Raw genomic sequence first — 13,753 nt, forward strand, 5'->3', positions numbered from 1 at the left:
CAGGGGCCCGGGGAGCTCAACGCCCCTGGTCCGTCGGGGGCGCCTCTGGCCCCAGGACCCATGCTTGCCGACGACGGGCACGCGCCGCAGCCTCGGCGTCCCCGGCGGCATCAGCCAGGCGGGCCTGTACCCCCAACCAGACCGCCAGCGGCCGCCGCCAGCCCTGCGCCGAAGCGGTATCGACCAGAACGGCCACGCCGGCCGCATCGAGCCGGCCTGCCCGCCACACGACGCTGCCCGCAACCAGCCGAGCGAGCGGGTCGGGCACCGACTGCAACGCCAGCACCAACTCACCGGGAGGCGCCCCCTGGAGCAGCCGCTGGGCCACGGGCTGGTGGGCGGGCGGCAGCGCGGTCACGGTCGGCGCAGTCGTGGGCACATCGGGCCATGCGAGCCACGCGGCGTATGCCTGCAGCGCGGGGCTGGCATCGGGCAGGTAGGGCTGCGCGGCGGCGCACCCATCCCACACGAGCGCGGTTTGCTCGATGGCGCAGCGCGACAACGCCACGTGGGCCAGCACGTCGGCGCGGCCGGTGGCGGCGGCGGCCTGGAGTGCCCGGTGCCACTGGGCTTGAGCCACCCTTGCCTGACCCGCCAGCGTCGCGGCCATTGCCTGCTCGACGGCTTGGCGCACGTCGAGCTGCCAAACGGGCGGCGGCGTGCCCGCACAGCCGGTCAGGGCGGCCATGACGCCGACGGCCAGCCAACGGGTCAGCATCGACCAGGGGGCTTGTCGCGGGCTCATGGCAGACGCAGCTCCGGGTTGGCGCCGAACGGCCAGCGGCGCTGGATGTCGAGGATCATGCCGTCCACGCGGCGCAGCGTGGTTTCGACCTCGGCGCGCAGCGCGTCCAGGTCTTGGGTGGCGGTGCGCGCGTTGGCCGCCACACCCTGCGCCTCGACCAGCACCGCATCCACCCGCTGCAGCGTGGCGCGCAAATCGAGCAGCAGCTCGCGCGCCTGCCGCACACCGCCCTGCACGTCGTCGGCCAGCCCTTGCGCGCCAAAGACGCGCTGATCGGCCTGCTGCACCAGGCGTTCTGCGCGCTCGGCCACCCCTTGCAGGCGCTGCAACAGGCGTCGCACATCGTCCACGGCTGCGGTCACGCGCTGGCGGTCGGCATCGTTGCCCATGAGCACGCCCAACACCCCTTCGCGCCCGTTGGCGCGGGCGAGCAGCTGTTGCAGCTCGCGCAGACTGGCGTTGAGCGGTGCGTCGGCGGCGGTCATGGCTTTGATCTGCTCCAGCAGCTCGCGCGCAGTGTTGACCATGCGCGGCAAGTCGGCCAGCGCGTCGCCGCGCAATACCGGCCGCTTCGCCCCGTCGGGCAGCAGCGGCCCCTCCAGCACACCGGTGTAAGCCCGCAGGCGCACACCGCCGACCAGCCCCCGCTCCATGGTGAAGACACTGCCCTCGCGCAGCCAATGCGCCTCGCGCCGCACCACGTCGATCACGATGCGCACCGTCCCGTCGGGGGCCAGTTCGATGCGGCGCACGCGCCCGATGGGAAACCCCGAAAACGTCAGGTCCATGCCCACCGCCACGCCCTCGGCGTCGTCGGCGGTCAGCACCAGGGTCTGCGTCGGCTCGAACACGCCACGCGCGTACAGCACATACAGCGTCGAGGCCAACAGCAGCACACCCAGCAGCACCAGCAGGCCGCGCGCGCGGCGCTCGACGGCCGCCGCGATCGCGGGCGGCTCCCGATCGGCATGGGCTGGCGGCGGGGAGTCGGACACCGGGTTCATGGGCTCAATAATAGTTGCCGATCAGCGACAGCAGCTCCACCAGCAACAGAACGGCGGCGGTGCGCACCAGCGCCCGCACGTCGCCCTGGGGCGACGACTCGAACGCCGCCACCATGGGCACCAGCGAGATCGCCAGCGCAAACCCCAGCGTCTTGAACACGAAGATCAACGCGACCGCGGGCGAAAAGACATGTCCGACGGCGCGCGTGTAGGGGGCCAGGGCCCACGGCGTGAAGCCGTACAGGTTGAGATAGGCCAGCACCAGCGCCAGCACGGCGCTCAGCATCACGAGCAGCAGCGTGGCAAACACCCCACTGAGCACGCGCGGCAAGGCCAGCTCGCGCAGCGGATCCTGCCCAGCGCGGCGCAGTGCATCGAACGTGCCGCCGTCGCGCAGGGCTTGCAGCGCCCGCCCGTGGCCCACCGTGACGCGCAACAATACGAACAACGCCGCCGTCAGGGGAATGAGCTCCAGCACCAGCACCCGCACCACCATCTCGACCGCATACTGCGTCAGCCCATAGCTGATGGCGGTGACGACCACGATACGGATGAGCACTTGCCCGAACAGCGCCGACAGCACGGCATACCACCACACCGCGGGCACGGCAGCGGCGACCAGTTGCTCGGCCAGCGCGTGCCAGCGCGCGCCGCGGTAGCTGGACGCCATGCACGCCCACGCCAGCACCCGGCCCGTCAAGCGCAGCCACTCGCCCCAGTGGGCCAGCGCGGCCAGGGGCCCACGCCGGGCGGGGATGGCGACCAAGGGATCACGGCGATCGGCGCTCATGGCGTCATCCTAGTCCATCAGGGCCCAGGCGACGTGCTCGCGCACCAGTGCGGGCGTGTCGGGGTCGGCCAGCGCAGGGGCCAGCGCCGACTCGATCGCGGCTTGCTGCGCAGTGTCGCCCCGCGCACGGGCAGCCGCGCGCGCATTGCCCAGCGCCACGGCCAGGTTGCGCCGCCAGCGCTGGTAGCCGATGCGCCGGATGGCGCTGCCCTCGGTGTGGCGCAAAAACTCGCCCTCCGACCAGGCCCATAGCGGCAGCAGTCGCGGGGCGGCCAGGGCCTCGCGGGCGTCGAAATCCGGCAGCGGGCTGCGGCGCGCGTACTTGTTCCAGGGACAAATCAACTGGCAATCGTCGCAGCCGACAATGCGGTTACCCAGCGCGCGGCGCAGCGGCACGGGGATCGGCCCCTCGTGCTCGATCGTCAGGTACGAAATGCAGCGGCGCGCATCGAGCCGGTAGGGCGCGACGATGGCACCCGTCGGGCACACGTCGATGCACGCCTGGCAGCGGCCGCAGTGCGCCGGGTGCGCAGGCGTGGGCGGCAGCGCCTGGTCGATAAAAATCTCGCCCAGAAAAAACATCGACCCCGCGTCGCGGTGCAACGCCAGCGTATGCTTGCCGCGCCAGCCCAGGCCACTGCGCGTGGCCAGCTCCACCTCCAGCACCGGTGCCGAGTCGGTAAACACGCGCGTCTGGGGCGCGGGCTGCCCCGCCGCGACCCACTCGGCCTCGATGCGCTGCGCGAGCTGCTGCAGCCGCCGCCGCAGCACCTTGTGGTAGTCGCGTCCGCGGGCGTAGATCGACACGACGGCAGCGTCCGGGTCGGCCAGCCGCGCCCACTCGCGCGCGCGCCAGTCCTCGCCCGCGTCACGCGGCAAGTAGTCCATGCGCGCGGTGATCACGCTCAGCGTGCCCGGCACCAACTCCGCCGGGCGGGCGCGCCGCAGCCCATGGCGCGCCATGTAGTCCATCGTGCCATGAAAGCCTGCGGCCAACCAGGCCAGCAACCCGGGCTCGGCATGCGACAGGTCGACGGCACTGACGCCGATCTGGGAAAATCCCAGCGCGAGCGCCCAGCCGCGGATGCGCTCGACCCAAGCGACGCCGGTGTCCGGTGTCGGCTGGGCGGGCGCATCGGCCCCGCTCGGCGTGGGTATTGGCTGCATGCGCCGCGATTGTAGGAAGTCCCCGAGAAAGATCCATGTCTTCGTCCCCCACGCCCCTGCCCACCGCCACGCGCGACTGGCTTGCCGCCAGCGAGGACGACACCGCGCGCCTGGCACAACGGCTGGCTGTAGCCATGCAGGCCGACGCGTCGCTGGCCGACGCGCTGCTGACCCTGCGCGGCGAGCTGGGCGCGGGCAAGACCACCTTCGTGCGCCACCTGCTGCGGGCGCTGGGCGTGACGGGGCGCATCAAGAGCCCGACCTATGCCCTGGTCGAGCCCTATGAGCTGCCCGCCACCCCTGCGTGGGGCGGCCCCCTGCCCGCCTGGCACGCCGATCTATATCGCTTCGACGACCCGCGCGAGTGGGAGGACGCGGGCCTGCGGGAACTGTTCGCCGGGCGCGGGCTCAAGCTGGTCGAATGGCCGGACAAGGCCGGCCCGCTGCTGCCCATGCCCGACCTCGACCTGCTGTTGCGGCACACCGACGACGGTGGCCGATACATCACCCTCAGCGCCCGCTCCGCGCGTGGCGTGGCCCTGCTCGACACCGCTGCATGAGCCGATCGCTGAACGCCGAACGCCGCGCCCTGATGAGACACCTGCACGCACTGCTGGTGCTGGCAGGATTGGGGGGCAGCTGGCCCGCCTGGGCCGCGCGCGTGGTAGGCGTGCGGGTGTGGCCCGCACGCGACTACACGCGTGTCACCATCGAGTCCGACACCGCCTTGCAGGCCACCACCCTGTACGTGGCTGACCCGCCGCGGCTGGCGGTAGACATCCGGGGTGCCGACCTGCTGCCCAGTTTGCAAGAGCTGGTACAGCGCATCCAGCCCGACGACCCATTCGTGGCGCGCGTGCGCGTGGGACTCTACGACCCTGACACGGTGCGGCTGGTGCTCGACCTCAAACAACCGGTCGGGCCGCAGGTATTCCAGCTCGAGCCGGTGGCCGCGTACCAGCACCGGCTGGTGCTGGACCTGTACCCGCTGACCCCGCCGGACCCCCTGGAAGAGCTGATCGCACGCCACGTGGCACGCGCCCCGGCGCCAACGTCCGGGGCCGACGCGGCCATATCACCGTCCACCCACACCGCTGGGCCGCCCGCTGTGGACGAAGACCCCATTGCCGACTTGATTGCGCGCCGCGAACGGCAAGAAGTCGCCCCGCCCCCGGCGCCACCGCCGGCTGAACGCGCCCCGGCGGCCCGCCCCACGCCCAGCCCCGACGGCCCCCGCCGCGCACCCAGCGAGCGCCTCATCATCGTCGCCCTCGACCCCGGCCACGGGGGAGAAGACCCCGGCGCGATCGGCCCCGACGGCACCCGGGAAAAAGACGTCGTGCTGGCCATCGCGCACCGCCTGCGCGAACGCCTGGATGGCACGCGCATCCAGGGCAACCCGGTGCGCGTGTTCATGACGCGCGACGCCGACTTCTTCGTGCCGCTGCACGTGCGCGTGCAAAAGGCGCGCCGCGTGCAAGCCGATCTGCTCGTGAGCGTCCACGCCGACGCTTTCTTTACCCCGCGCCCACGCGGTGCCAGCGTCTATGCCCTCAGCGACAGCGGGGCGTCGAGCGCCGCCGCGCGCTGGCTGGCCAACCGCGAAAACGCCGCCGACCGCATCGGCGGCCTACCCGTCAACGTCAAGGACGTGACCGTGCAACGCACGCTGCTCGACATGAGCATGACCGCGCAGATCAACGACAGCCTGCGCTTAGGCGCCACCCTGCTGCGCGAGATCGAGCGAGTTAGCGTCCTGCACAAGCCACGCGTCGAACAAGCCGGCTTTGCCGTGCTGCGCGCGCCCGACATCCCCAGCGTGCTGGTGGAGACCGCCTTCATTAGCAACCCCGACGAAGAGCGCCGACTGCGCGACCCGGCGTTTCAGGCCCGCATCGCCGAAGCGCTGGAGCGCGGCATCCGGCGCTACTTCGAGCGCAACCCGCCACTGGCGCGCAATCGGTCCACCTGATGAGCCCCGACGCCCCCATCCCACGCCGCGCCATCCGCCCCCTGCCCGACGAGCTCATCAGCCAGATCGCTGCGGGCGAAGTGGTCGAGCGGCCCGCCTCCGTCGTGCGCGAGCTGGTCGACAACGCCCTCGACGCGGGCGCGCGCCAGATCACGGTGCGCCTGGCTGGTGGCGGTGTGCGCCTGATCGCGGTGGAGGACGACGGCATCGGCATCCCACGCGAGGAACTGCCCGCCGCCGTGCAACGCCACGCCACCAGCAAAATCCGCGACCTGGCGGAACTCGAATCCGTGCTCACGATGGGCTTTCGTGGCGAGGCGTTGGCCGCCATCGCCTCGGTGGCCGAGGTGACGCTGGTGTCGCGCCCGGCCGACGACCCCGATGGCCATGCGTGGAGCCTGGACGCCCGCAGCGGCGAACTGCGGCCGGCGGCCCGCCCACCCGGCACCACGGTCGAGGTACGCGAGCTGTTCTACGCCACCCCCGCGCGGCGCAAATTTCTCAAAAGCGACGCCACCGAGCTGGCCCACTGCATCGAAGCCGTGCGCCGCCACGCCCTGGCGCGCCCCGACGTGGGCTTTGCCATCTGGCACGAGGGGCGGCTGGTGCAGCAGTGGCGCGCGTGCACCGATCTGGACGCCACACTCGCGTGGCAGCGCCGCATCGCCGACGCGCTGGGCAGCGATTTCGTGGGCGACAGCCTGCCGCTGCAGGCCAGTGCCGGGCCACTGTCGCTGCACGGCCTGATCGGCCTGCCCGATGCAGCCCGCGCACGCACCGACCGCCAGTTTGCCTACGTCAACGGCCGCTACGTGCGCGACCGCGTGATCACGCACGCCGTGCGCAGCGCCTACGACGACGTGCTGCACGGCCAGCGCCAGCCGGCGTACGTGCTGTTCCTCACGCTCGATCCGCGTGCGGTGGACGTGAATGTGCACCCGACCAAAATCGAGGTGCGCTTTCGCGACAGCGGCGCCGTGCACCAAGCGGTGCAGCGCGCGGTCGAAGCCGCCTTGGCCACCCCCCGCAGCCGCACCATCGGCCCCACGGCCACCCCCGCGCCCGCTGCACCCGCACCCGTGCCCTCCCCGCTGCCGCGCGGCCCCGGGGACTGGGACACCACCCGCTACCAGCGGCCGGTCGGCCTCGACCTGGGCGTGCGCGAGCCGCTGCCGCGCCTGCCGGGTTGGCCCGACCCGCCGCCGCGCCCATCCGAGCCCGCCGCCCCGACATTCCCGCCGACCCCCACCGCCGCGGTCGCCACGGACGCCCCAGCGAACGGCGAATGGCCGCTGGGCCGAGCACTGGCGCAACTGCACGGCATCTATATCCTGGCCGAAAACGCCCACGGCCTGGTGCTGGTGGACATGCACGCCGCGCACGAGCGCATCGTGTACGAGCGGCTCAAAGCACAGTTCGACCAGCTGGGCGAGACGGCCATGCCGAGCCAGCCGCTGCTCATCCCGGCCACGTTTGCCGCCACCCCGCTGGAGGTGGCCTGCGCCGAGCGCTGCGCCGACGACCTGCAGCGGTTGGGGCTGGAGGTGGTGCCGTTGTCGCCACAGACGCTGGCGGTGCGCGCCGTGCCCGTGCTGCTGGCCCACGCCGATGCGGTGGCCCTGGCGCGTGCGGTGCTGGCAGAACTGGAGCAGCACGGCGGCGGCCGCTGGGTACTGGAGCGTGCGCGCAACGAGCTGCTGGCGACCATGGCCTGCCACAGCGCGGTGCGCGCCCACCGCCGCCTCACCGTGGAGGAAATGAACGCCCTGCTCCGCCAGATGGAAGCCACCGAGCGCAGCGACCAGTGCAACCATGGGCGCCCGACCTGGCGCCAGCTCAGCCTCCAAGAGCTCGACGCGCTGTTTCTGCGCGGTCGCTGAGGCGACGCCGGACGGCTCGCGCCCAGGCCTGCACGCGGGCTGGGTTTGGTAGCATCCTGTCATGCACGCATCCGCTACCGGCACGCCCCCCATGACACCGGGGTGGGTCGTCGTCTTCCTTTCGCTGCTGCTGGGCATCCAGCCGCTGGCCACCGACCTGTACCTGCCCGCGTTGCCGGCCGTCACGGCCGCCTTTGGTGCCCCCATGGCCCAGGTCCAGGCGACGCTGACCGCCTTGCTGCTGTCGTTCGGTGCCGCCCAGCTCGTGTGGGGGCCGATTTCCGACCGCTTCGGCCGCCGCCCGGTGCTGCTGGTCGGTCTGGCGGCGTACACGCTGGCCTCGATCGGCAACACACTGGCCACCACGATCGAGCAGCTCATTCTGTGGCGCATCGTTCAGGGGGCGGCCATGGGTGCCTCGGTCATGGGCGCGCGCGCCATCGTGCGCGACCTGTATGGCCCGACCGAAGGCGCGCGCATGATGTCGCGTGGCCTGACCGGGCTGGGCATCTTCGCCTGCATCAGCGGCCCTCTGGGCGGTTGGCTGACGGAGCACTACGGCTGGCGCGTCACGCTCGGGGCACTGGCGGTGTTCTCGGCGTTGGCGCTGGCACTGGTGGCGCTGCGCTTTCGCGAGACGCTGCCCGCCCCCAACCCGCGTGCCCTGCAACCGCGCGAGATGCTGCGCATCTGGGCTCGCATCGTGCGTCACCCGACGTTTTGGGCCTGGGCGCTGCTGGCCGCCACCTCGTATGGCGGACTGTTTACGTTTCTCGCCACCTCGTCGTTCGTCTTCATCACCGTCTTGGGTCTCAGCAAAACCCAGTACGGCTTGCTGATGCTGTCGATGTCAGCCGTCTACATCGCGGGCACCGTGTTGTGCCGGCACTTGATTCCACGCTGGGGTGTGCGGCGCACGGTAGCGCTGGCGGCGGGCTTTACCCTCACCGGCGGGACGCTGTGCGGCGTGCTGGCGCTGCTGGGCTGGCACCACACCTGGGCCATCATGGGACCGTACTACCTGTTCATCCTGGCACACGGCGTGCACCAGCCCTGCGGCCAAAGCGGCGCCGTCTCGCCATTCCCACAGGCGGCCGGGGCGGCGTCGGCGCTGGCGGGTTTCATCATGATGCTCACCGCCTTTGGCATGGGCACCTGGCTGGGCCAGCACATGTCCACTGGCCCCGACGGTGGGGTGTACCCGCTCACCAACGGTCTGTGGTTCTGGTCCGTGGTCATCGCCACCGTGGCCTGGACACTGGTGCAGCGCCATGGGGAGGTTCGCTCGCCAGTGCGGCCGCGATAATCGCGGACCCATGACTGCCCCTCCCCTCCACCCCACCGATGCCGCACCGAGCGTTGCCTGGCTGGCACTGGCGGGGCCCACGGCCAGCGGCAAGACGGCAGCGGCGCTGGCGGTGGCCACGCGCTGGCCGGTGGAGATCATCAGCGTGGACTCGGCGTTGGTGTACCGCGGCATGGACATCGGCACGGCCAAGCCAACGGCAGTCGAGCGCGCGGCGGTGCCGCACCACCTGATCGACATTCTGGAACCGACGCACGCCTACAGCGCCGCCGAGTTCGTGCGCGATGCGCGGCGGCTGCTGGCCGACATCCGCGCCCGCGGGCGATGGCCATTGTTGGTCGGGGGAACGATGCTGTATTTCAAGGCGCTGTTCGAGGGGTTGGACGACCTGCCCCCGGCCCAACCGGCCGTACGCGCAGCGATCGAGGCACGGGCGCAGCAGTACGGTTGGCCGGCGTTGCACGCCGAACTGGCGCGGGTCGATCCGCTCACCGCGGCGCGGCTGCCGCCGACCGACGCGCAACGCATCGGTCGGGCGCTGGAGGTGTGGTACACCACTGGTCAGCCGTTGTCGGCACTGCAGCGGCGCTGGGGGGGCGAGGAGCGAAAGCACGGCGAGCAGAGAGACGCTCGCCCCGCGCTGCTCATCGATAGCCTGCCGGGGCACCTGCTGTCGTTGGAGCCGCGCGAGCGCGCCTGGCTGCATCAGCGCATCGAGGCCCGCTTTGCCGCCATGCTGGACGATGGGTTGCTCGATGAGGTGCGCGCCCTGCGCGCGCGCGGCGACGTACACCCAGGGCTGCCGTCGATGCGATGCGTGGGTTACCGACAGGCGTGGGAGGCGCTCGACGCCGCCGCCGCGCACGGGCGCGACACGCTGAGCGCTGACGAACGGCGCGCGCTGCAAGAGCGTGGGGCCGCCGCCACACGCCAACTGGCCAAGCGGCAGCTCACCTGGCTGCGCTCGATGCCGCACAGGCACGTCATCGCCATCGATGACCCCCTGACGGCACAGACCGAGCTGCTGGCCGCCGTGCGTGCCGCCTGGGGCCCAGAGGGCAGCGCTCCTCTGCCGCTGTCGACACTGGCCTGATACAGACCAGCGCGGCGGTCAACCCGGCTCACGCCCCCGCGCACAGGCGCGCGCGAGCCTCGTCGTACTCTTGTTTGAGGCGCGCCACCACCTCGGCCGCCGGGCGCACCGCATCCACCACACCAATACCCTGACCACAGCCCCAGATGTCCTTCCAGGCCTTGGCGCCTGCCGAGGCGAAATTCATCTTGCTCGGATCGCTCTCGGGCAGATGGTCCGGGTCCAACCCCGCCGCACGGATCGAGGGCTTGAGGTAGTTGCCGTGCACGCCGGTGAACAGATTGGTGTAGACGATGTCGTCCGAGTTGCACTCCACGATGCACTGTTTGTACGCGTCGCTGGCACGTGCCTCGTGTGTGGCGATGAACAGCGAGCCGATGTAAGCGAAATCGGCCCCCATCGCCTGCGCTGCCAGCACCGCACCGCCCGTCGCGATGGATCCCGACAGGGCCAGCGGCCCGTCGAACCACTGGCGGATCTCTTGGATGAGCGCAAACGGGCTTTTGGTACCCGCGTGCCCCCCCGCGCCGGCGGCGACCGCGATCAGGCCGTCGGCGCCTTTCTCGATCGCCTTGCGGGCGAAGGTGTTGTTGATGATGTCGTGCAGCACGACGCCGCCCCAGCCATGCACGGCCTGGTTGACGTCCTCGCGTGCGCCCAGACTGGTGATGACGATGGGCACTTTGTACTTGGCACACAGCGCCATGTCGTGCTCCAGCCGGTCGTTGCTCTTGTGCACGATCTGGTTGATGGCAAACGGCGCGGCGGGCTGATCTGGGTGCGCGCGGTTGTGCGCATCGAGCGCCTCGGTGATTTCGGCCAGCCACTCATCGAGCTGCGAGGCCGGGCGCGCGTTGAGCGCTGGCATGGCGCCCACGATGCCGGCTTTGCACTGCTCGATGACGAGCTTGGGATTGCTGATGATAAACAGCGGCGAGCCGATGACGGGAAACGGCACGCGCTGCAAAACAGTGGGCAAACGGGACATGAAAGCTCCTTCAGTACGTATCGAGCGCCATGTCGGCGATGGCGTCGTGACCCGCAACGATGCTGTCGCGCCAGCCGCCGCAGCGGGTCAGGATGTGGTCGGCGTAGAAGCGGGCAGTGGCGATCTTGGCCTGCATGAACGCGACATCCCGCCCGGCGGCCAGCTCACGCTCGGCCACGAGCAGCGCGCGCGCCATCTGCCAGCCCGCCATCAGGTTGCCCGCCAGCATCAGATAGGGCACGCTGCCCGCGTACGCCGCCACCGGGTTGGCCTTGGCTTGCGCAGCAATGAACGCCACCACCTGCTCGTAGGCCTCGCGGGCCGCCTGCAGGCGCACCTGCACGGCGCGCGCGGCGTCGCTGCCACTGGCGGCCAGCGCCGCTTCGGTGGCCTGGATTTGCCGGGCGATGGCCAGCGCCGTCGTTCCACCGTCGCGCGCCGTCTTGCGGCCCACCAGGTCGTTGGCCTGAATGGCCGTCGTGCCCTCGTAGATCGTCAAAATCTTGGCGTCGCGGTAGTGCTGCGCCGCGCCCGTCTCTTCCACGAAACCCATGCCGCCGTGCACCTGCACACCCAGGCTGGTCACCTCGTGGCTGATCTCGGTGCTGTAGCCCTTGACCAGCGGCACCATGAATTCGTAGAAGGCCTGGTTCTGGCGCCGCACCGATTCGTCCGGGTGGTGGTGCGCGGCGTCATAAGCGGCAGCGGCCACCGTCGCCATCGCGCGGCAGCCCTCGGTGAGCGCGCGCATGGTCATGAGCATGCGGCGCACGTCCGGGTGGTGGATGATGGGCGCGGGGCCGGCCACGCTGCCGTCGACCGGGCGGCTTTGCACGCGGTCGCGCGCGTACTGCACCGCTTTCTGATAGGCCCGCTCGGACAGGCCGATGCCCTGCAGACCCACGGCGTAGCGCGCGGCGTTCATCATGATGAACATGTACTCCAGCCCGCGGTTTTCTTCACCGACCAGATAGCCGATCGCCCCGCCGTGGTCCCCGTACTGCAGCACGCACGTCGGGCTGGCCTTGATGCCCAGCTTGTGTTCGATGCTGACGCAGTGCACGTCGTTGCGCGCGCCCAGGCTGCCGTCCGGGTTGACCAAGAATTTGGGCACGATGAACAGGCTGATGCCCTTGACGCCCTCCGGCGCCCCCGTGACGCGCGCCAGCACCAGGTGCACGATGTTTTCGGCCATATCGTGCTCGCCGTAGGTGATGAAGATCTTGGTGCCAAAGATCTTGTAGGTGCCGTCGGGCTGGGGTTCGGCGCGCGTGCGCACCAGCGACAGGTCCGAGCCCGCCTGCGGCTCGGTCAGGTTCATGGTGCCAGTCCAGCGGCCCTCGATCATCGGCGGGATGTAGGTCGCCTTCTGCGCGTCCGAGCCGGCGGTCAGCAGCGCCTCGATCGCGCCATCGGTCAGCAGCGGGCACAGGGCAAAGCTCAGGTTGGCGGCATTGAGCATCTCGGTACACGCTGCGCCGATCGTCTTGGGCAAGCCTTGACCACCGAACTCGGCCGGGTGTTGCAGGCCCTGCCAGCCACCCTCGGCGTACTGGCGGAAGGCGTCGGCAAACCCGGGTGTGGTGCGCACCGCGCCGTCTTGCCACCAGGAGGGGTTCTTGTCCCCCTCCCAGTTCAGGGGCGCGATCACTTCCTCGTTCAGACGCGCGCACTCTTCCAGCACGGCCTGGGCCGTCTCCAGGTTGGCGTCCTCGAAGCCAGGCATCTGGGCAATCTGGTCCAGCTGCGCCAGGTGCGCCATCGCAAAGAGCATGTCTTTGACGGGGGCTTTGAAAGTCATGGGGTCACTCCTCGGGCAAAAAAAGGGCATCCCGCGGATGCCCAGCCATCGAACACGGCGTCACAGCGCCTTGACCAGTTCTGGCACGGCCTGGAACAGGTCGGCCTCGAGCCCGTAGTCGGCGACGCTGAAGATCGGCGCTTCCGGGTCCTTGTTGATCGCCACGATCACCTTGGAGTCTTTCATCCCCGCCAGGTGCTGAATGGCGCCGCTGATGCCCACGGCGACGTAGAGCTGTGGCGCGACGATCTTGCCTGTCTGCCCCACCTGCCAGTCGTTGGGCGCGTAGCCCGCATCGACCGCGGCGCGGCTAGCGCCGATCGCCGCACCCAGCTTGTCCGCCAGTGGCGTGATCACCTCGTTGAACTTCTCGGCGCTGCCCAGCGCCCGCCCGCCCGAGACGATGACTTTGGCCGCTGTCAGCTCCGGGCGGTCGCTCTTGGCCAGCTCGCTCTTGACGAAGGCGCTCTTGCCGCTGTCGGCCACCGCCGGCACCGGCTCCACGGGCGCCGCACCGCCGCTGCCCGCGGGGTCGAAGGCGGTGGTGCGCACCGTGATGACATGCTGCGCATCGCCGCTTTGCACCGTCGCGATCGCGTTGCCTGCGTAGATCGGGCGCTCGAACGTGTGCGCATCGACGACGGCGGTGATGTCGCTGATCTGCGCGACGTCGAGCTTGGCAGCCACGCGTGGTGCGACATTGCGCCCGCCCGCGGTGGCCGGAAACAGGATATGACTGTAGCCCGCGGCCAGGGCCAGCACCTGAGCGGCCACGTTTTCGGCCAAACCGTGCGCCAGCGCGGGCCCGTCGGCGTGCAGCACCTTGGCTACGCCGGCAATCTGGGCGGCAGCTTGCGCGGCCCCTGCGGCGTTGTGCCCGGCCACCAGCACGTGGATGTCGCCGGCCCCGGCGGCTTGCAGCTTCAGCGCCGCCCCCACGGTGTTGAGGGTCGCGCCCTTGAGGGTGGCGTTGTCGTGTTCGGCGATGACGAGAATGGTCATGGCGC

General features: G+C 70.6%; 12 protein-coding genes. 5 read left to right on the plus strand and 7 right to left on the minus strand.

The annotated features are described in order from the left end of the window. Positions 1-16 precede the first annotated feature (16 nt). Genes ACPP3B_RS00500 through queG form a run of 4 tightly spaced genes read right to left on the minus strand, consistent with a single transcriptional unit; the run spans position 17 to position 3,625 of the window. Complete coding sequence (locus tag ACPP3B_RS00500) at positions 17-745, minus strand: hypothetical protein (protein WP_424859413.1); 729 nt, start codon at positions 743-745, stop codon at positions 17-19. Continuing rightward, entirely contained in the window at positions 742-1,749 is a 1,008-nt protein-coding gene (locus ACPP3B_RS00505) for an MlaD family protein (RefSeq protein WP_424859414.1), read from the minus strand. Before ACPP3B_RS00505 ends, ACPP3B_RS00500 begins: the two co-directional genes overlap by 4 nt. 4 nt (positions 1,750-1,753) lie before the next feature. Beyond that, on the minus strand, positions 1,754-2,539 hold the full coding sequence (locus ACPP3B_RS00510) for an MlaE family ABC transporter permease (protein WP_299018771.1): 786 nt from the start codon (positions 2,537-2,539) through the stop codon (positions 1,754-1,756). A 9-nt stretch (positions 2,540-2,548) separates the two neighbouring features. After that, positions 2,549-3,625, minus strand: coding sequence for a tRNA epoxyqueuosine(34) reductase QueG (gene queG / locus ACPP3B_RS00515; protein WP_424860202.1), 1,077 nt, complete (start codon positions 3,623-3,625; stop codon positions 2,549-2,551). A gap of 116 nt (positions 3,626-3,741) precedes the next feature. Between queG and tsaE the strand changes: the two genes are divergently transcribed. The 5 genes from tsaE to miaA all read left to right on the plus strand — a co-directional run bounded on the left by tsaE (position 3,742) and on the right by miaA (position 9,957). Then, on the plus strand, positions 3,742-4,266 hold the full coding sequence (tsaE, locus tag ACPP3B_RS00520; protein ID WP_424859415.1) for a tRNA (adenosine(37)-N6)-threonylcarbamoyltransferase complex ATPase subunit type 1 TsaE: 525 nt from the start codon (positions 3,742-3,744) through the stop codon (positions 4,264-4,266). Beyond that, positions 4,263-5,678 (plus strand): N-acetylmuramoyl-L-alanine amidase, encoded by a 1,416-nt coding sequence (locus tag ACPP3B_RS00525; protein ID WP_424859416.1) that lies wholly within the window; start codon positions 4,263-4,265, stop codon positions 5,676-5,678. The genes tsaE and ACPP3B_RS00525 overlap by 4 nt, the downstream gene beginning before the upstream one ends. Further along, positions 5,678-7,558, plus strand: coding sequence for a DNA mismatch repair endonuclease MutL (gene mutL, locus ACPP3B_RS00530; protein WP_424859417.1), 1,881 nt, complete (start codon positions 5,678-5,680; stop codon positions 7,556-7,558). Before ACPP3B_RS00525 ends, mutL begins: the two co-directional genes overlap by 1 nt. A 61-nt stretch (positions 7,559-7,619) precedes the next feature. Beyond that, positions 7,620-8,864 (plus strand): multidrug effflux MFS transporter, encoded by a 1,245-nt coding sequence (locus ACPP3B_RS00535; protein ID WP_424859418.1) that lies wholly within the window; start codon positions 7,620-7,622, stop codon positions 8,862-8,864. A 10-nt stretch (positions 8,865-8,874) separates the two neighbouring features. Then, entirely contained in the window at positions 8,875-9,957 is a 1,083-nt protein-coding gene (gene miaA, locus ACPP3B_RS00540) for a tRNA (adenosine(37)-N6)-dimethylallyltransferase MiaA (RefSeq protein ID WP_424859419.1), read from the plus strand. A 28-nt stretch (positions 9,958-9,985) separates the two neighbouring features. On the opposite strand, the gene ACPP3B_RS00545 is transcribed toward miaA, so the two are convergent. The 3 genes from ACPP3B_RS00545 to ACPP3B_RS00555 are packed head-to-tail and all read right to left on the minus strand — an operon-like array spanning position 9,986 to position 13,748. Continuing rightward, positions 9,986-10,945 carry an NAD(P)H-dependent flavin oxidoreductase gene (locus ACPP3B_RS00545; protein WP_299020859.1) on the minus strand — a complete coding sequence of 320 codons (960 nt, stop codon included), beginning with the start codon at positions 10,943-10,945 and terminating at the stop codon, positions 9,986-9,988. 10 nt (positions 10,946-10,955) lie between these two features. After that, positions 10,956-12,746, minus strand: coding sequence for an acyl-CoA dehydrogenase (locus ACPP3B_RS00550; protein ID WP_299020861.1), 1,791 nt, complete (start codon positions 12,744-12,746; stop codon positions 10,956-10,958). Positions 12,747-12,806: 60 nt separating this feature from the next. After that, positions 12,807-13,748, minus strand: a complete 942-nt coding sequence (locus ACPP3B_RS00555; RefSeq protein ID WP_424859420.1) for an electron transfer flavoprotein subunit alpha/FixB family protein — start codon at positions 13,746-13,748, stop codon at positions 12,807-12,809. Positions 13,749-13,753: the final 5 nt, after the last annotated feature.

The sequence above is a fragment of the Tepidimonas sp. HKU77 genome, assembly GCF_049728535.1.
Lineage (GTDB): Bacteria > Pseudomonadota > Gammaproteobacteria > Burkholderiales > Burkholderiaceae_C > Tepidimonas.

Bases quoted from the DNA above. Each gene is read 5' to 3' on its own strand.
- ACPP3B_RS00510 (WP_299018771.1), bottom strand. From the start codon at position 2,539: ATGAGCGCCGATCGCCGTGATCCCTTGGTCGCCATCCCCGCCCGGCGT.
- tsaE (WP_424859415.1), top strand. From the start codon at position 3,742: ATGTCTTCGTCCCCCACGCCCCTGCCCACCGCCACGCGCGACTGGCTT.
- ACPP3B_RS00525 (WP_424859416.1), top strand. From the start codon at position 4,263: ATGAGCCGATCGCTGAACGCCGAACGCCGCGCCCTGATGAGACACCTG.
- ACPP3B_RS00545 (WP_299020859.1), bottom strand. From the start codon at position 10,945: ATGTCCCGTTTGCCCACTGTTTTGCAGCGCGTGCCGTTTCCCGTCATC.
- miaA (WP_424859419.1), top strand. From the start codon at position 8,875: ATGACTGCCCCTCCCCTCCACCCCACCGATGCCGCACCGAGCGTTGCC.
- ACPP3B_RS00555 (WP_424859420.1), bottom strand. From the start codon at position 13,748: ATGACCATTCTCGTCATCGCCGAACACGACAACGCCACCCTCAAGGGC.
- ACPP3B_RS00535 (WP_424859418.1), top strand. From the start codon at position 7,620: ATGCACGCATCCGCTACCGGCACGCCCCCCATGACACCGGGGTGGGTC.
- ACPP3B_RS00550 (WP_299020861.1), bottom strand. From the start codon at position 12,746: ATGACTTTCAAAGCCCCCGTCAAAGACATGCTCTTTGCGATGGCGCAC.
- ACPP3B_RS00505 (WP_424859414.1), bottom strand. From the start codon at position 1,749: ATGAACCCGGTGTCCGACTCCCCGCCGCCAGCCCATGCCGATCGGGAG.
- mutL (WP_424859417.1), top strand. From the start codon at position 5,678: ATGAGCCCCGACGCCCCCATCCCACGCCGCGCCATCCGCCCCCTGCCC.
- ACPP3B_RS00500 (WP_424859413.1), bottom strand. From the start codon at position 745: ATGAGCCCGCGACAAGCCCCCTGGTCGATGCTGACCCGTTGGCTGGCC.